Source organism: Sphingomonas sp. FW306-1B-B10E (assembly GCF_058782005.1).
The window spans coordinates 1-17630 of record NZ_JBYSXG010000044.1; the positions used below are offsets into that span (position 1 = coordinate 1).

The following is a 17630-nucleotide window of genomic DNA, read 5'->3' on the forward strand; positions in this document are numbered from 1 at the left end:
CGCCCGAGCACCGTCAGGTGCTCGGGCGCGCGGGATTCTTTGGAGCTAGCCGATCGGTTTGCCCTCGGCATCCACGAGCCTGGCCGTAACGGCCAGCGGGGGCGCAGGCTTCCAGGTCGCGCCCGGCACCGCGAACAGCCGATAGGCCATCTGCCGCAATTCTTCGGTGCAGCCGCCATAGTCGTCAACGCACGCAATCACATAATCGGCCAGCTCGGTCGAATGCAGCGGTAGCGTCAGCGCCCGGGCATGCTCGTCCTCGCTCAGATAGCGTTCGAGATATGCCATCGGGTCGACGCCGCGCTTGATGAATTCGGGCAGCATGAAGCTCCAATGGCTCCGCGCGAGCTCCGCCTTTTGTGCGCGGCGCAGTTCGCGATACTCGGCAACCTGCGCGGGCAGGTGCTCTTCGCACCACGGCAAATACCACGCATAGAAAGCATCGCTGCGGGTACGATAGGCAGTCATTACCACGCGCACGTCGATCGCGTCGCCGGCCACCGTCAGCCACTTCCTCGCCGGAGCCGTCCAGTTCACCCCCTCGAGCAATTCCGCCTTGTCGAGCGTGATGTGCGAACTCTTCTCGCCCGCTTTGTCCCAGCGCAGCGCCCATTCGGTTTCGAATATCCGGCGATGGTGCAGGGCATTGCGGAGCTCGGTGATGAACTCGTGCAGCCCGTCGCTGCCGAAATGGTCCTTGCGCTGCGTGTCGAAGTCCGGCGCATTCCAGAGCTTCTGGACGGTGCGGCAATGATCCACGACGCTGTGCGCGAGCGTCGAGGAGGCGAACAGCTCCTTCTGGATCTCGTCGAGCAGGCGATCGAAGTCGGGCCTGCCGCGGCGCGTGTGGAAAGCGTCGGTGCCGCTGAAATCATGAAAGCGGTCGAGCAGCCCAACCAGCGCGTCGCATGCCATCCCGAACTGTCGCCGCGCCACGACGAGCGAGTCGAGCTTGGCGCTTCCGCGATGGCCCTGATGCGCCGTGATGACCCTCGGGAACTCGAGAAAGCCGAGCCCGAGCAGCGCCTTGCGATCCGCGTCGCTTAGCGTCTCCGTCGCTGCCAGCGCTTCGCGGATCTCCGCTACGCGTGCCGCGCGCTGGGCTTCGGTTTCGCCCCACATATCGTCCATGCTCCCGTTCCGATCATTGCACCGCGCATATAGGAAGGCCGCGCGCGGTGCGCAGCGGGGGTGACCGGGCGACCTCGCTCGAGCCGAATTTGCGGGAGATTCCTGCCGGCGCAGCCTGTCTCCATCCATCGCGCCGTACCGTCCACGGCTCCTTGGGCGCATGACCTGGAACGGCCGCCGGCCTCCCGAAACCATCGCCTGCCGGCTTATTTCCCCGCCCGCCGGTGCGGGCTCCTCGCGGCCGCTTCGCTCCAAATAAGCCTCCGGCTCCGGTCCTTCGCTGGCGCTGCGGCCTGCGGTTCGGGTGTCCGTCTGGCCGTTCCTGTGGTCCGCCCATCGCCCGGGACGGTTCGGGCGAGTTTTCGAGGAGACCTGCAATGTCCGCCATCGGTTACGTCACCCGCGAAGGAAACGGCTTCAAGGGCGAGCTCCGGACCCTTTCGATCCGCACCGGCATCACCATCGTTCCCAATGGCCGCAAGGCCAAGGATACCCAGCCCGACTATGTCGTCATGGCCGGCGGGGTCGAACTGGGCGCCGGCTGGAACCGCCGCAGCGAGATGTCCGGCAACGACTATGTCTCGCTGAGCTTGGCCGCGCCCGAATTCGGGCCGCGCCGTCTCTACGCCAATCTCGGCCGCGCCGCCGGCCAGGACGACGACACCTTCGCCATCATCTGGAACCCGGCCGACTGATCGATCGGCGGTTCGCGCCCCTTGGGTGCGGACCGCCTGCCGGCAGGGGGGTCGAAAACGCGCATGCCGGTTTTCGACCCTGCCTGGCATGGCTTCCAGCGTTCATTTGGGTGTCCGCGCGGCGCGATCCGGCGCCGCGGCTGACGGACCCGCCATCATGACCGACCCCGACGATACCGCCGCGCGTGCGCAGAAGGCGCGCGAGTCCTGTCCCTTCCTCACCGCCAAGCAGGCCGCCTTCCATCTCGGCCTGGCCGCCAGTTCGCTGAAGGGCATGCGCCTGGAGGGCCGCGGGCCGGCCTGCCGCCTCCACGGTCGTGCCTGGTATTATCATATCGACGATATCGAGGCCTGGTCGAACGCCCGGCGCACGGGCGGCGACCATGGCTGAGCGCCCCGAACTGCCGCTCTTCGCCTGGACCGAAGACCAGCACGTGCGCCGCGTGCGCCGCCGCCGCTTGCTGGCGCGCACCGGATTCGTCGCGCTGCTCGCGGTCGGCTGCGCCAACCTGGCCGCGACGATCGCGATGCCGCCGCTGCCGCGTTTGCTCTGGAACGCCAGTGCCAGTGCGCCGATCGGGCTCTACCGGGTCGAGCCCGGCCTGGCGCCGGCACGCGGCGAGATGGTGATCGCCCGGACCCCGATCGCGGTGCGCGCGCTGGCCGCGCGCCGGCACTATATCCCGGCCAATGTGCCACTGGTGAAGCGCGTCGCCGGCGTCGCTGGCGACCGGGTCTGCGCCATCGGCCCGCGCATCACCGTCAATGGTCAGGCGCTCGCGACGCGGCATGCCGCCGACCGGCAGGGGCGCCCGCTGCCCTGGTGGCATGGCTGCCGGACCCTGCGGGACGGCGCGCTGCTCCTGTTGATGGAGAAGGCGCCCGACTCGTTCGATGGACGCTATTTCGGACCCACCACCGCTACGGATGTGGTCGGCAAGGCGACGCCCCTATGGGTGCGCTGAAAGCCCTGACTCTCGCGGTATCGATGACGCTCGCATGCCCGGTGTCGGCGCAGACCGTCGCCGATTGGCGGCCGTTCGTGGTGGAAGCATCGCAGCGGTTCGGGCTGCCGGTGGCCTGGATCGAACGCGTGATGCAGGCCGAAAGTGGCGGCCGGACCAGGCTCGACGGGCGCCCGATCGTCAGTCCGGTGGGCGCGATGGGCTTGATGCAGCTGATGCCGGGGACCTGGGCCGAGATGCGTTCGGCGCTCGGCCTCGCCCATGATCCGTTCGATCCACGCGACAATATCCTCGCCGGCACCGCCTATCTGCGCCGCATGTACGATCGGTTCGGGTATCCCGGCATGTTCGCTGCCTATAATGCCGGGCCGGCTCGATATGCCGCCTATCTATCCGGCCGTCGGCGCCTGCCGGGTGAGACGGTCACCTATCTGGCGACGATCGCCGGCACGCCGGCCGCACCGCGGGCGGAGGTTATTTCCAACGAGCGTCCCAGCCTATTCGTCGCCTTGCGGACGGTGACGCGACAGCCGGAGCGGGCCGATTTGCGCCCTCGGGCGGAAGGGCTGTTTGCCATCCCGAACCGACGGCGAGAGCTGCGCCGTGCCGGCGCTGGCAAGACGGGTCGCACTTGTGCGACGGTCCGGCATGGCCAGCCCTTCCGCCTTCGAACCCGTTCCGTCCGCCGCCGAAGCGCCACCCATCGGCGTTCATATCGTCCACCAATATTATCCCGGCTTCATCGATGTGCTGCCGAACAGCCTGTATCTGATCGACGGTGCGGGATTGCAGGGTGCGATCCATATCGTGCGGCATGTTCGGCCGGTCGTCGTCACGGACTTTAACAACGCGTTGGTCCATGCCGAGGGCGGAGGCGGTGCCGTGTATACCCGGCTCGCGCGTACCATCGGCGATATCGATGACAACGCGAACGCACTCGATGCGACCGGGCTGGAGGGACGAAGCGCTCCGGCGCTCGCTATCGAGAAAGGGCGCGAAGGCCGGATCTTCTATCAGGACATATTCACCGAGCTTCAAACGCTGACTGAGATCGCCGCACCCGATTCATCCGCCGGGCTCGTCGCGCACCAGCAGCTGGTTGCCCGTTTCATTGCAGCCTATCGGTTCATCCATAAGGATCCGCGGCTCGAGATGCCGCCCGAAATTCCGCTTGAGACCACGCCGCTTAGTGTCGGGCACTATTTCTATTCGGCGCAGGATTGCTCCCATTCGAGACCCGGATCGCCAATGCCTGGCCCGACCAGTTGCAGCTCTCGATCGCCGCGCTGGGACGCGGCGTGCGGTCGCTGCGCGACCACGATGTCGCGCCAGAGCTGCTCGAGAAGCGCTCCTATGATCTGAACGCGCATCTCTGCAACGGCTTCACCCTGACCGAGAATTTGCTCGAGCTGGAGCGGCTGGTCGACCTGGCGTTCACCGCCGGGCGATGGCGCGCCGCAATCGTCGAGGCAGTCTCGCTACTCGAAGTTGGTCTGTTGCAGGCGCGCGATCGGTTGCCGGCAGCCGAGCGCGCCAAGAGCTCGAGCAATTTGAAGCCCGACGACCTGACCTTGAAGATGCTCGTCAATTGGGTGCTGCCGCACCTGCTCCGCCATTACGATGGCGAGGCGGGGCCGCTGATCAAGCGCGCCAACGAGATGCGCACGATCCGCAACGACGTCGTGCACGCGCGTCTCGAGCCGAGTGTAGAGCAGGCCAATACGGTCCTGTCCGTCGTCCATACGATCCTGGTGATCCTCGAGCTGCCGGACCGGTTCAAAGGCAACTGGAAGCGCAGAACGCCCGCCTGACCTGCTGCTCGGCATCCGCGCGGTTGCTGGCGGCAGAAGGGGGCTCGTCTCGGATCGTCCAAGCATGGCGGCCGCCGACGCGCCTGTGCAAGGCCGGCGGCGCCTCCAATTTTGCCGCGAAATGGAGCGTGCTGCGCACGCACTTTTGTTTGTAGCCGCGCGACAAAATCGGTTCCTCCACCGCCGCTTCGCGGTGCCTGCGCTGCGCTCCGGCAGCCCTGACAGGCACGTCGGCAACCGCCGTCGAGAGGCTGTCTTCGATGAGGAAGACGTCAAGCGACAGGAGGTTCTCATGACCATGTTCGAACCGATTTCGCAGGGCGCGGACCGCGTGATGGCCACGCTGGTGGCGGGGCTCGAGCTGGAGTTCGGGCGCGGTGCGGCGGAGGCGTTGGCGGAGCGGTTCATTGCGGCGGAGGAGTGCGATTTCACCTGGGATGCGCGCGTAGAGGAGCGTTGGCTGGGCGCCTATGAAGCGCTTGGCGAGGAGGATTTCGAGCTGGATCGGGTGGCGATGATCGGACGATTGGACGGATGCTGGGTGGTCGCGGTGTGCATCGTCGATGGCGATGGCGGCGCCCGGGGCATGGTCGGGCGGCGTAGTTTCGCGGGCGCAAAGGCAGCGCGAAAGGCGTTCGAGACGCTGCATTGATCGCGTGCAGATGCAGCCGGGATGCGGTGTCGGACAGGCATCGCGTCCCGGCTTTTTCTGTCCTCGGCGAAGCGTGGATGGGAGGGGTGAAGCAGCGGATGGACGGGCAGGAGGGAGGGGCGGCGTAAGGCAAGATAAAGCTGCGGCACCGGTGGTGCCGCAAGTGATTGTCTGCACATCGTTTTTCGGGAGCGAAGTTGGCACTGCCGGCCGGGCGGCAGTGCCAATTCGGCGGGAATTCGTGATTTTCCATGGCGTTGGCTGGCACCGGTTTTCACGCTTCCAGCGGCGCGCCATGTTGATCCGCAATCCACCCTAGGATTGTCCGCCATGGCCGATGAGAACGAGTTCGAGCCCCGGCTGGGCCGCATGCGCAGCGGCGGCGGCAAACGTGCCCGCAAATATCTGGGTCGCGTGCTCGCGGCAGCCAACCTCGCACGTAGCGGCGCGTCGGTCTTCGGCGCGCGATCGGGTGGCTTCTCGGGCAACAGGATCGGCCGCGGCGCCGGCGTCGGTCGCATACTCGCCAGCCGCGGCGCACGCGCTGCGCGTGGCGCGCGCCGCGTCATCCTCAAGGCCAGCATCGTCAAGCTTGCCGGCAAGGGCGCCATCGCGGCGGCCGCGCACCTGCGCTATCTCCAACGCGACGGCACGACGCGCGAGGGGCTGCCTGGACAGCTTTATAGCGCTGACGCGGATCTGGTCGATGGCAAGGCCTTCCGCGAGCGCGGGAGTGGCGATCGTCACCAGTTCCGCTTCATCGTCTCGGCCGAGGACGGCGCGGAGTATGACGACCTCAAGCCGCTGACACGCCGGCTGATGGCGCGCGTCGAGCAGGATCTGGGCACGAAGCTCGATTGGGTGGCGGTCGATCATTTCAACACCGGCCATCCCCACACCCATATCGTTGTGCGTGGCAAGGACGCGTCTGGCGCCGATCTCGTGATTGCCCGGGACTATCTGACCAGAGGAATACGCGAGCGCGCCTGCGAGCTCGTCGATCTCGACCTAGGGCCGCGCTCGGCGCGCGCGATTGAGGCCGGCCTCCGCGCAGAGGTAGAGCAGGAACGGTTGACCTCGCTCGATCGGTCGTTGCTGCGCGATGCGGAGGACGGTGTCGTCTCGGCGGCACGAGGCGGCGCGTTTGACCAAGCCCTTCGCGCCGGGCGGCTTGCGAAGCTCAAATCGCTCGGCCTGGCTGAGCCGATCGGCGGTGGGCGCTGGCGGCTCGCACCCGATCTTGAGGATACGCTCCGGCGACTTGGCGAGCGCGGTGACATCATCCGCACGATGCAGCGCGAGTTCGCGCGGCGCAGCGTCGAACGGGCAGGGGCCGAGCAGGCGATCTACGATCCTGCCGCATCCGGCGCGCGGCCACTGATTGGACGTGTCATCGCGCGCGGCCTCGCCGACGAGCATGCGGACCGCCACTATCTGATCGTCGACGGCATCGACGGCCGCAGCCATTATGTGGCGGTCGGCAAGGGCGCCGGCCTGGATGTCGTGCCGGAAGGTGCTGTGGTGCGGATCGATCCGCTGCGAGCGGAGATCCGCGAGGTCGATCGCACGATCGCGGCCGTCGCCGCCGCCAATGGTGGGCGTTACGATATCGACTCGCATCTCCGCCACGACCCGACCGCGACACAGGCGTTCGCCGAGACGCATGTTCGCCGGCTCGAGGCGATGCGGCGGCTGCGCGGGGGCGTTGCCCGAGAACCGTCCGGGCAATGGATCATCACCGGCGATCATCTCGACCACGCGGCGGCGCATGAGACCAGGCTGCTGCGCGACCGTCCGGTTGCGGTCGAGATTCTGTCCTCGCAGCCGTTGTCCCAGCTGATCGAGGCGGATGCCGCGACCTGGCTGGATCGAGGCCTCGTCGCGGCGGAGCCGCTGTCGCTGCGCGAGACCGGATTTGGTGCGGAGGTGCGGGAAGCGCAGCAGCGCCGACGACAATGGTTGATCGCACAAGGATTGGCGGAGAATGCGGGAGGTACGGCGACCTATCGGCCCGACCTGATCGCGAGCCTGCAACGGCGCGAGCTTCTGCGCGTCGCCGGGCAGCTCTCCGAGGAGCTGGGTCTGTCGTTCGCCGAGCCGGCGTCCGGTACGCGGGTCGAGGGTGTCGTGCGGCGCCGGATCGACCTGGTCAGCGGGCGGTTCGCGCTGATCGAGAAGTCGCGCGAGTTCACGCTGGTGCCGTGGCGACCGGTATTGGAGCGGCATGTCGGCAAGCCCGTGTCTGGCGTGCTGCGAGGTGGCGGTATCAGTTGGTCGATTGGGCGCGAGCGAGGGGGGCTCGTAGTCGAATAGACGCGTTGATCTTCGTGGTTGCGGAGAATGTGTCGGTACACTGGGCGGATCCGCCTTCCGCGATGTGATGGAATGGCATCGCCCACCGACATGATTGCAACCGCACGAGTGCCTGATATCCCGACGTCGAGGAAGGCAGATACGAAGAGCCAATGCCAAAACGATCACGTTCGCACGAATTGGAGGAATTGTCGGTCGCGCGGTTCAACGCGTTGTTACCGGCTAAATGGGTATCACGCGCCAAGCTGCCCGACTACGGCATCGATCGCGAGGTCGAGATCTTCGATGAGCAAGGCAATTCGACCGGTCTTACCTTCCTTGTGCAGTTACGGGCGACCGACAGTGTGGAGCTCAGTGACAAGGTCGTGCTCGAAACCGACGAGCTCGACTATTATCGCCAGCTCGATCTTCCTGTGATCGTTGCCCGTTACAGTAGCGTATCCGACAGCTTCTTCTGGCAATGGGACGATACGATCCGCGCGCGGGTTCGGCCCAGGGAAGGCCAAGCAAGCGTCACCTACCGATTCGACGAAACGGAGGTGTGGGGTGAGGCGACGCCCGCCGCGATCCGGCGGACACTCGAGGTAAGGCGAGCGCTCTCTGCCTATCCGCAAGGTGCGGCGATGCCGGTGCGTCTCGATCTGTCGCGCCTTCCCGTGGAAATGCGCTATCCGACCGAGCTCGCGCTTGGACAAGCGATCGCCCAATGTGTTGGCGCACTGACCCGTCCGCGCGACACCCGGCGGCTGGTGGAAGTGGATATTGTCCCCGAAGTAGATTTCCTGGCCGTGCGGATCGACACGATCACTTCGGTAACCTTCGATCTGCCCGGCGCCGATGCCGGCCTCATCGCCAACTCGGCGCTGTACGCGCTAATTCGCCTGTTCCTCGGAAAAGGCCTAGTCCGGCAAGCGGAAACGATAGCGCGCGCCATCGTCCAGCGCGCCGCCGCGCATCACAGCGAAAACCTCGCACTCACCGCTTGCCGAGCGCTTGCGGGCGACCCCGCGGCGATGGTCCAGCTTGCCATCCTCAACGGCTTCCATCACCAGACCGTACCGTATGGCGCGATCCTGTTTGAGATCAGCAGATCGCCGTGTAGCTCGGCGGAGAAGGACGCCGCCTGCGACAGCTTCTTCGCGGCCGCTCTCGACGTTGCCGAGGAGAATGGGCCGGTCAGCGTCGCCGCGGTCCACTATTCGATCGCCAACCATTATCGGCGCCCCGAAACCTATTTGCGCTCGCTGCGTCACTATAACCGCGCGCGACGGCTTCGACCGGCATATTTGCAAACGGGTTATTTCCTGCAGGATCTGGGCGGCCTGCTCTATGAAGCGGGCCACCCGCGCTGCGCGGCCAACGCCTATGGCGCGGCCCTTGGATCGAGTGAGGATCCGATGCTGCCTTTCCTTTTCGGCGACGCGTTGTTCCGGGCCGGGGCACTCGCCGAGGCGCAAGTCCAATTTGAAGCGGTCGCCGCGGCGCATCCGCCAAGCGTCGTCGTCCAGGAAGCGAGGCTCAAGCAGAAAGTTTGCGCCTTGCTGCGCGAAGAGGCGGGGCGCGATCAGCTGCCGCTCGACCGACGCGCGGGCTATGCGGCGATGCGTTCCGACGGCGCGGATATCGCCGAGCGGCTCCGCGCGGTGCTTCGCGAAATCGATGGCCTCAACCCGCTAGCGCATTTTAACCTCGGCATTCGCAACCGCGACGCGGGACGGCATCGCGACGCCGTCCCGCACTTTCTAACATGCGCATTCATCCAGCCGGGTGACGTCGAGGCCTGGTCCAATGCCGCGATCGGCGCATTCGCCCTTGGAGAGGCGGAATTGCTAACCGCGATCCTCGCCGTCGCGATCGAGCGCAACGGTGCCAACGCCTATGACCGGTTTCGTGCCGACATCGCTGCCCTTGGAGTAGGCGCAGAGGCGCTCGCGGAGCTCGACAGCATGGCCGTTGAGCTCATCGCCGAAGCCCAGGCTTCGGACCCGAGCGCGTTCACGATGCGGGTGCTCGACGGGGACCGCTACGAGGCTTTCACCATCATCGACCCGTGAGCGACGCGGCCGACGCGTTGAGTGCAACGGGCGAACGCGGGACGGTTACAAGCGGTAGTCTAAATCGTCAAAAACGTCGCGTGCGTTGCTGAAGAACCAGATAGGGGCTCGTATGGATTGGTCGCAATTAACCGGGGCATTGATTGGTCTGGTGGGTATCCCGTTTGGCATATTTCTCGCCGAGTTCCTGAGGCGTAGGCAGCGCGCTGAGCAGTTTGCGGCAGCCGTATTTGGCAAACGTGTCGAGGCTTATGAGAAGCTGCTGAATCTTTTGTATGAAGGCAACCGGATCGCAAATGAAGTAATCGAAAATCCTGAGCTTTCCGCATCCGTCCGCCACGAGCTGATCTCGGCCGCGATAATGCCCATCGCGGAACATGCGACCCGCAATGTACTCTACATCGATGATGAATTGGGTGCGCATTGCACCGCTCTGTTCATGGGCGTGGAGGATCTGCGTGACTTGCCGGATGCCGAGCGGGGCGAGCGCGTTGCGCAACTTCAGAAAGATTGGCGAGACACGCGCCGGATGATCCTTGAGGACTCCGGGGTTACGAAGGTCAATCAGCTTTTCCGTGCCATCAATCGTCCGCGTATCACCTCACCGGTAATTGAACGTATCCGGGAACTGCGGCGCGAGCAGGGAGCCTAGTAGGCGGTGGGCACGCAACCGGCCGCGTAGCGCCGCTGCGCACCATGTGATTTCAAGCTTGGTTGGAGGAGTCATCGGCCGTCGGGATTTTCCCCGGCCGGAGGCTTTTCGTGACCCCCACCAAGCTGCTGATCGGCCAGATCCTCATTGTCTTCGCGATCGTGATCGCGGGATTGTGGGCGGCGACGCAGTGGGCAGCGGCGATGCTCGCCTATCAGCCCGAACTCGGCCAGCCTTGGCTGATCGTCGGAGGGGTGCCGGTCTATCGTCCCTGGGCGCTGTTCGTCTGGTGGTATCACTATGACGCCTATGCGCCGCACGTCTTCGACAAGGCGGGCACGCTCGCCGGTGCGTCTGGTTTTCTCGGCTGCGGCGCCGCGATCTTTGGATCGCTCTGGCGGGCCCGTCGGCGCCGCAACGTCACGACCTACGGTTCGGCACGCTGGGCCAATGCCAAGGAGATCGAGCGGGCAGGGCTTCACGTCGATTGCGGCGTGCTGCTTGGCCGGCTCGGCGGCCAGTACCTGCGTCACGATGGTCCCGAGCATGTCATGGCGTTTGCGCCGACGCGTTCGGGCAAGGGCGTCGGCCTGGTAGTGCCGACCCTGCTCAGCTGGACCGGGTCGACGGTCGTCCACGACATCAAGGGCGAGAACTGGACGCTGACCGCCGGCTGGCGCTCGCGCTTCTCGCATTGTCTGCTGTTCAATCCGACCGACGCACGTTCGGCGCGCTACAATCCGCTGCTCGAGGTCCGCCGCGGCGCCGATGAGGTGCGCGACGTCCAGAATATCGCCGACATTTTGGTCGATCCGGAAGGGGCGCTCGAGCGGCGTTCGCACTGGGAGAAGACCAGTCATTCGCTGCTGGTCGGGGCGATCCTCCACATTCTCTACGCCGAGGAGGAGAAGACGCTCGCTCGCGTCGCGACCTTCCTGTCCGACCCGCAGCGCAGCTTCGTCGCCACGCTGCGGCGGATGATGTCGACCAATCACCTCGGCACTGCCGATGCGCCCAAGGTGCATCCGGTGATCGCCTCGGCGGCGCGCGAGCTGCTCAACAAGAGCGAGAATGAGCGCTCCGGCGTGCTGTCGACGGCGATGTCGTTCCTAGGCCTCTACCGCGACCCGACGGTCGCGGAGGTCACCTCGCGCTGTGACTGGCGGATCGCCGACCTGATCGAGGGGGAGCGGCCGGTCTCGCTCTATCTGGTCATCCCGCCCTCGGACATCAGCCGCACCAAGCCGCTCGTCCGCCTCGTCCTGAACCAGATTGGTCGCCGGCTGACCGAACGGCTCGAACAGCCGGGTAGCGCGGCACGCCGGCACCAGCTGCTGATGATGCTCGACGAGTTTCCGGCGCTCGGTCGCCTAGACTTTTTCGAGACCAGCCTGGCCTTCATGGCGGGCTACGGCATCCGCGCCTTCCTGATCGCCCAGAGCCTCAACCAGATCGAAAAGGCCTATGGCGAGCACAACGCGATCCTCGACAATTGCCATGTCCGCGTCGCCTTCGCGACCAATGACGAGCGGACCGCCAAGCGCATTTCCGATGCGCTCGGCACCGCCACCGAGCAACGCGCGATGCGCAACTATGCCGGGCACCGTCTCGCGCCCTGGCTCGCGCACGTCATGGTTAGCCGCCAGGAGACCGCCCGCGCGCTGCTGACGCCCGGTGAGGTCATGCAGCTCCCGGCCACCGACGAGCTGGTGCTGATCTCCGGCCTTCCGCCGATCCGCGCGACCAAGCTGCGCTATTTCGAGGATCAGAACTTCAGCGGGCGCGTGATCGCGGCGCCGGTGCTTTCCGAGGGCGCCTATCCGGATCGCCCGCGCCGACGGTCCGACGACTGGGCCGAAGCGCCGCGCCTGCCTGACGCGCGGCTGGAGCAGGCCGCTGATCTCGACGGTGCCGAGGAAGACGGCGGCATGCAGCACCAGCGCCATCCTGGGCTGGCCGAGGAGGCACCGGCACACGCAGCCGAGGGCGATCCGGCCGCGCAGCTGGCGCTGGAAGACGACGACAATGTCGCGGCGGACCAGCGCGCCATGGACCAGGCGCGCGCCCTGACGCCGGCCGTGCGCGGCTACGGCCTGACCGAAGGCGCCGATCACGACCTCATCCCGGGGCTTGGATCATGAAGGTCCGCCAGAACCTCTATATCGATCGCGCGCTGAGTGATGCGCTCGAAGCGCTCGCTGCGGGCCCCGGCGGCAATAAGTCGCGGCTGGTCAATGACGCCGTCGCCGATTGGCTGGCGCGCCGCGGCTCAAGGGAGATCGACGACCTGTTCAAGGTCCGGCTCGACCGCATGTCGCGCGAGATCGGCCTAGTGCGCCGCGACATCGACGTGGTGCTGGAAAGCCTGGCCCTGTTCGTCCGCTACCAGCTGCTCGTCACCGCGCCGCTGCCCGAGGCAGACAGCGCCGCGCTCGCGGTGGGGTTGGACCGGTTCGAGAAGTTCGTCGGGCAGGTCGGGCGCCAGCTTGCGACCGGCAGGCGGACCCTGGGTCCGATCGAGCCGGTGGAGCGGCCCTCGTGAGCGCCGCCGATACCATCTCGAACGGCCGGCGCCGCGCGATGCTGCAGACCGCGATGGGACCGGGGATCGCCGCGGCGCTGGCCGATCCGCGTGTCCTCGAAATCATGGTCAATCCCGACGGCGCGCTGCGCCTCGACCTGCTCGGCGAAGGCCGGGTGGATACAGAGACGCAGGTCGAGCCCGAACGGGTCGAGCGGATCATCCGGCTGGTGGCGACCCATGCCCGCACCGAGGTCCATGACAACGCGCCGATCGTCTCGGCCGAGCTGCCGCCGCACGGGCAGGGCGGGGGCGAGCGGTTCGAAGGATTGCTGCCGCCTGTCACGCTCGCGCCCTGCTTCTCGATCCGCAAGCCCGCGACGCGGCTCTATGGCCTGTCCGATTATGTCGCGGACGGAATCCTGTCGGATGCCGGCGCCGCGTTGCTCGCGCTCGCTGTGCGCGAACGCCGCAATATCCTGGTCGCGGGCGGGACCAGTTCGGGCAAGACCACGCTCGCCAATGCGCTGCTCGCCGAGATGGCCCAGCTCGATGAGCGGGTGATCCTGATCGAGGACACGCGCGAGCTGCGCTGCCCCGCGCCCGACGCGGTGGCGCTGCGGACCCGTCCCGGGGTGGTCAGCATGGCCGATCTGGTCCGCTCGACTTTGCGCCTGCGTCCCGACCGCATTGTCGTCGGCGAGGTGCGCGGCCCCGAGGCCCTGGACATGCTCAAGGCCTGGAACACCGGCCATCCCGGCGGGATCGCCACCGTCCACGCGAACAGCGCGAGCGCGGCGCTGCACCGGCTCGAGCAGCTCGTCCAGGAAGCCGTCGTCACCGTGCCTCGCCACCTGATCGCCGAGGCGATCGACCTGATCGTCTTCATTGCCGGCCGCGGTGCCGCGCGCCGGATCGAGACCATCGCGACGCTCATCGGGATCGATCCCGACGGTAATTACGCGCTGCGCGATTTTGCCCCCTTCACCCAAGCCCAAGGAGACTGATCATGTTGTCTATTCTGCCGCGTGCGCGCCGCTTCGCCCCCTGGCTCGTCGCCGGCGCCGCGCTCGCCTTTGCCGGCGTGGCGCAGGCCTCCGGCTCGGGGATGCCGTGGGAAGAGCCGCTGCAGCAGGTGCTGGAATCGGTGCAGGGGCCCGTCGCCAAGATCGTCGCGGTGATCATCATCATCACCACCGGCCTGACCCTGGCCTTTGGCGAGACGGCGGGCGGCTTCCGCCGGCTGATTCAGATCATCTTCGGCCTGTCGATCGCCTTCGCTGCGTCGAGCTTCTTCCTCAGCTTCTTCAGCTTCGGCGGCGGGGCGCTGCTGTCGTGAGCGGCGCCGGCCAGCACATCGAGGGGTTCGAGGTCCCGATCTTCCGCTCGCTTACCGAGCCGATCCTGCTCGGCGGCGCGCCGCGCGGGCTGGCGATCGTCAACGGCACGCTGGCAGCGGCGGTCGGCCTCGGGCTCCAGCAATGGCTGGCCGGCATCGCCCTCTGGCTGCTCGGCCATAGCCTCGCGGTCTTCGCGGCGCGCCGCGACCCGGAATTCCTCCCCATCCTGCTCCGCCATCTTCGCCAGAAGGGACGCTTCGCATGTTGAGCCTGCGCGAATATCGCCCGCGTGCCGATCGCCTCGCCGATCATCTCCCCTGGGCCGCGTTGGTCGCGCCAGGCGTCGTCCTCAGCAAGGATGGCAGTTTCCAGCGCAGCTTCGCCTTTCGCGGCCCCGATCTGGAGAGCGCGACCGAGGCCGAGCTGATCGCGATCGCGGCGCAGGCGAACAATGTCCTGCGCCGGCTCGGCTCGGGCTGGGCGCTCTATATCGAGGCGGAGCGGCGCCCCGCGCTCGGCTATCCGGTGAGCGATTTCCCCGATCCCGTCTCGGGTCTGGTCGATGCCGAGCGCCGCGCGGCCTTCGAGGGCGGACGCGCGCATTTCGAGAGCCGCTACTATCTGACCCTCCAATATCTGCCCGAGCCCGACCAGGCCGATGCGGCGAGCCGCGCGATGGTCGCGCGCGAGGGCAAGGGACGCAAATGGCATGAGGCGCTGGCCGGCTTCGTCGCCGAGACCGACCGCATCGCCGACCTGTTCGCGAGCCTGCTTCCCGAGATGCGGGCGCTCGACGATGCCGAAACGCTGACCTTTCTGCACCGCGCGATTTCGGATTCGCCGCACCCGGTCGCGGTGCCCGAGACGCCGCTCTATCTCGACGGTCTCCTCGTCGATACGCCGCTCACCGGCGGGCTCGAGCCGATGCTCGGCGAACTGCACCTGCGCACGCTCAGCATCGCCGGCTTTCCCGGGTTGAGCCGGCCCGGCCTGCTCGATGCGCTCAACCGCCAGGGTTTCGCCTATCGCTGGGCCACGCGATTCATCGCGCTCGACAAGACCGATGCCATCAAGACGCTGACCCGCATCCGCCGGCAATGGTTCAACAAGCGCAAGTCGGTCACCGCGATGCTGCGCGAGGTAATGTACAACCAACCTGCCCAGCTCACCGACAGCGACGCGGACAACAAGGTCGCGGACAGCGATGCCGCACTGCAGGCCCTCGGCCAGGACGATGTCGCCTTCGGCTATCTTACCACCACGATCACGGTGGCCGACCGGAACCTGGCGGCGGTGGAGGCCAAGGTCCGCGCGGTCGAGCGGATCGTCAACGGGCTCGGCTTCACCATCCGGCGCGAAGGCGTGAACGCCGTCGAGGCGTGGTTGTCGAGCCTGCCCGGCCAGGCCTATGCGAACGTCCGCCAGCCGCTCATCCATACGCTGAACCTGGCGCATCTCATGCCGCTGTCGAGCGTTTGGGCCGGCCCTGAGCGCAATGCCCATCTGGATGGGCCGCCGCTCTTCTATGCCGAGACCAGCGGTGCGACGCCGTTCCGCTTCTCCACTCATGTCGGCGACGTCGGCCATATGATGGTCGTCGGGCCGACCGGCGCGGGCAAGTCAGTCTTCCTCGCGCTGCTCGCCCTGCAATTCCGCCGCTATCCCGGCGCGCAGATCTATATCTTCGACAAAGGGCTCTCGGCGCGGGCCGCGGTCCTGGCGATGGGCGGCGCGCATCACGCGCTTGGGCTCGGTGCGGAAGGGGGCCGGACCATCGCGTTCCAGCCGCTGCGGCACATCGATCGCGAGTCCGAACGAGCCTGGGCGGCCGAATGGGTGGCTGCGCTGTTCGCCCATGAGAAGCTGGAGGTCACCCCCGAGGTCAAGGCGATGCTGTGGGCCGCGCTCGGCAGTCTCGCGAGCGCGCCGGTGGAGCAGCGTACGCTCACCGGGCTGGCACTGCTCCTCCAGTCTGCGGCGCTGCGCACCGCGCTCGCCCCGTACACTCTGGAAGGGCCGTTCGGCCGGCTGCTCGACGCTGCGGAGGACGACCTCCAGGTCGACGATCTCCAATGCTTCGAGATCGAGGCGCTGATGGCGCACCCGAGCATCGTCGCGCCGGTGCTGCAATATCTCTTCCACCGCTTGGAGGCCCGGTTCGACGGCCGTCCGACCCTGCTGGTGCTCGACGAGGCCTGGCTCTTCCTCGATCACCCGCTCTTCGCCGCGCGCATCCGCGAATGGCTGAAGGTGCTGCGCAAGAAGAATGTCACGGTGGTCTTCGCCACCCAGAGCCTTGCCGACATCCCGAACTCGACGATCGCGCCGGCACTGCTCGAAAGCTGCCCGCAACGGATCCTGCTGCCCAACGACCGGGCAGTCGAGCCGCAGTTGCGCGAGATCTACACCCGCTTCGGCCTGAACGAGCGCCAGATCGAACTGGTCAGCCGCGCCACCCCGAAGCGGCATTATTATCTCCAGTCCGTCCGCGGCAACCGCCTGTTCGAGCTTGGGCTCGGGCCGGTCGCGCTTGCGCTTTGCGGCGCCTCCGATCCCGACAGCCAGAAGCGGGTCGATGCCGCGCTGGAGGCCGGCCTCGGCCACGATTTCGCTGCCCATTTTCTCAAATCCGCCGGCTTGGATTGGGCAGCGGAAATCCTCGCCGGCACCGCCACCATCCTCTCCCCGGAGTGATTGCCATGACTCGCCACGCTCTTGCCCTGCTGCTTCGCATCGCCCTCCCGGTCGGGATCGTCGCGACAGCGTTGCCCGCGCCCGCCCAGGCGCAGATCGCGATCGTCGACGTCGATTCCTTCGCGAACGCGACGCGCACGCTGAAGATGATCGATCAACAGGTGCAGCAGCTCCAGAACGAAGCGCAGGCGCTTCTCAAGATGGACCTGAACCTCGCGCGGACCGACTTCCCCGATTTCGCCGCGCTGACTGATCGGATGAAGGAGATCGGCCAGCTGATCCAGCAAGCCGAGGGCATCGCATTCCGCGTTGGCCAGGTCGATCAGCAGTTTCGCACCCTCTATCCCGACTTCGACACGAAGCTCGGCGCCAACGCGATCGCAGCCCAGGCCAAGGCCCGGCTCGACACCGTGATGGCCGGGTTCCGCCAGACGATGAAGGTTCAGGCGGACATCGCCGAGAATATCGAAGCGGACGTGACGACGCTCGCCAAGCTTTCGGAGAAGAGCCAAAATTCCGTCGGCGCGCTCCAGGTCGGCCAGTCGACCAACCAGCTGCTCGCGCTGACCGCCAAGCAACAGCTCCAGATCCAGCAACTGCTCGCCGCACAGTTCCGCGCCGACGCGACCGATCAGGCCCGGCGGGCCCAGGCTGAGCTCGACGGCCATGCCGCCGCGACCAAATTCCTCGGCTCGGGGACCGCCTATACGCCGCGCTGACCGCCCTTGCTCGGCGACGATGCCTCCCTCGTTGCCGAGCGCCGCAGGGCGCCGAGCGCCCCCCCCGCAGACGCGCCCTGCGG

At 66.8% G+C, this 17630-nt stretch carries 17 protein-coding genes; 16 read left to right on the plus strand and 1 reads right to left on the minus strand.

The genetic code is table 11. From position 1 onward, the window contains the following. Nucleotides 1–45: 45 nt before the first annotated feature. Nucleotides 46–1131 carry a hypothetical protein gene (locus AC3WJI_RS15965; RefSeq protein WP_492758271.1) on the minus strand — a complete coding sequence of 362 codons (1086 nt, stop codon included), beginning with the start codon at nucleotides 1129–1131 and terminating at the stop codon, nucleotides 46–48. 377 nt (nucleotides 1132–1508) lie between these two features. Here AC3WJI_RS15965 and AC3WJI_RS15970 point away from each other — a divergent pair, with 377 nt between their 5' ends. The 16 genes from AC3WJI_RS15970 (at nucleotide 1509) to trbJ (ending at nucleotide 17547) form a co-directional block, all read left to right on the plus strand. Continuing rightward, nucleotides 1509–1826, plus strand: coding sequence for a DUF736 domain-containing protein (locus tag AC3WJI_RS15970; protein WP_492758272.1), 318 nt, complete (start codon nucleotides 1509–1511; stop codon nucleotides 1824–1826). 157 nt (nucleotides 1827–1983) lie between these two features. Beyond that, on the plus strand, nucleotides 1984–2217 hold the full coding sequence (locus tag AC3WJI_RS15975) for a helix-turn-helix transcriptional regulator (RefSeq protein WP_492758273.1): 234 nt from the start codon (nucleotides 1984–1986) through the stop codon (nucleotides 2215–2217). Continuing rightward, nucleotides 2210–2791 carry a S26 family signal peptidase gene (locus AC3WJI_RS15980; RefSeq protein ID WP_492758274.1) on the plus strand — a complete coding sequence of 194 codons (582 nt, stop codon included), beginning with the start codon at nucleotides 2210–2212 and terminating at the stop codon, nucleotides 2789–2791. The genes AC3WJI_RS15975 and AC3WJI_RS15980 overlap by 8 nt, the downstream gene beginning before the upstream one ends. Continuing rightward, nucleotides 2779–3636: a lytic transglycosylase domain-containing protein gene (locus tag AC3WJI_RS15985; RefSeq protein ID WP_492758275.1), complete on the plus strand. Its 858-nt coding sequence runs from the start codon at nucleotides 2779–2781 to the stop codon at nucleotides 3634–3636. Before AC3WJI_RS15980 ends, AC3WJI_RS15985 begins: the two co-directional genes overlap by 13 nt. A 375-nt stretch (nucleotides 3637–4011) precedes the next feature. Beyond that, nucleotides 4012–4602 (plus strand): hypothetical protein, encoded by a 591-nt coding sequence (locus tag AC3WJI_RS15990; RefSeq protein ID WP_492758276.1) that lies wholly within the window; start codon nucleotides 4012–4014, stop codon nucleotides 4600–4602. A 64-nt stretch (nucleotides 4603–4666) separates the two neighbouring features. Further along, nucleotides 4667–5254, plus strand: coding sequence for a hypothetical protein (locus AC3WJI_RS15995; RefSeq protein ID WP_492758277.1), 588 nt, complete (start codon nucleotides 4667–4669; stop codon nucleotides 5252–5254). A gap of 330 nt (nucleotides 5255–5584) precedes the next feature. Next, nucleotides 5585–7567: a relaxase/mobilization nuclease RlxS gene (rlxS, locus tag AC3WJI_RS16000; RefSeq protein ID WP_492758278.1), complete on the plus strand. Its 1983-nt coding sequence runs from the start codon at nucleotides 5585–5587 to the stop codon at nucleotides 7565–7567. A gap of 188 nt (nucleotides 7568–7755) precedes the next feature. After that, nucleotides 7756–9621, plus strand: coding sequence for a DUF4365 domain-containing protein (locus AC3WJI_RS16005; RefSeq protein ID WP_492758279.1), 1866 nt, complete (start codon nucleotides 7756–7758; stop codon nucleotides 9619–9621). Between the two features lie 112 nt (nucleotides 9622–9733). Further along, nucleotides 9734–10273, plus strand: coding sequence for a hypothetical protein (locus tag AC3WJI_RS16010; RefSeq protein WP_492758280.1), 540 nt, complete (start codon nucleotides 9734–9736; stop codon nucleotides 10271–10273). A gap of 110 nt (nucleotides 10274–10383) precedes the next feature. After that, the gene (locus AC3WJI_RS16015) at nucleotides 10384–12414 is read left to right on the plus strand and encodes a conjugal transfer protein TraG (protein ID WP_492758281.1); all 2031 of its coding nucleotides are present in this window, start codon (nucleotides 10384–10386) and stop codon (nucleotides 12412–12414) included. Then, a complete protein-coding gene (locus AC3WJI_RS16020) occupies nucleotides 12411–12815 on the plus strand; it encodes a CopG family transcriptional regulator (RefSeq protein WP_492758282.1) in 405 nt (134 codons plus the stop codon). Before AC3WJI_RS16015 ends, AC3WJI_RS16020 begins: the two co-directional genes overlap by 4 nt. Before the next feature lie 38 nt (nucleotides 12816–12853). Then, nucleotides 12854–13801, plus strand: a complete 948-nt coding sequence (gene trbB, locus AC3WJI_RS16025) for a P-type conjugative transfer ATPase TrbB (protein WP_492758310.1) — start codon at nucleotides 12854–12856, stop codon at nucleotides 13799–13801. A 2-nt stretch (nucleotides 13802–13803) separates the two neighbouring features. After that, on the plus strand, nucleotides 13804–14133 hold the full coding sequence (locus AC3WJI_RS16030; protein WP_492758283.1) for a TrbC/VirB2 family type IV secretion system protein: 330 nt from the start codon (nucleotides 13804–13806) through the stop codon (nucleotides 14131–14133). Beyond that, on the plus strand, nucleotides 14130–14402 hold the full coding sequence (locus AC3WJI_RS16035; RefSeq protein WP_492758284.1) for a VirB3 family type IV secretion system protein: 273 nt from the start codon (nucleotides 14130–14132) through the stop codon (nucleotides 14400–14402). Before AC3WJI_RS16030 ends, AC3WJI_RS16035 begins: the two co-directional genes overlap by 4 nt. After that, nucleotides 14396–16828: a conjugal transfer protein TrbE gene (trbE, locus tag AC3WJI_RS16040; protein ID WP_492758285.1), complete on the plus strand. Its 2433-nt coding sequence runs from the start codon at nucleotides 14396–14398 to the stop codon at nucleotides 16826–16828. Before AC3WJI_RS16035 ends, trbE begins: the two co-directional genes overlap by 7 nt. Before the next feature lie 5 nt (nucleotides 16829–16833). Further along, nucleotides 16834–17547, plus strand: a complete 714-nt coding sequence (trbJ, locus tag AC3WJI_RS16045) for a P-type conjugative transfer protein TrbJ (protein WP_492758286.1) — start codon at nucleotides 16834–16836, stop codon at nucleotides 17545–17547. Nucleotides 17548–17630: the final 83 nt, after the last annotated feature.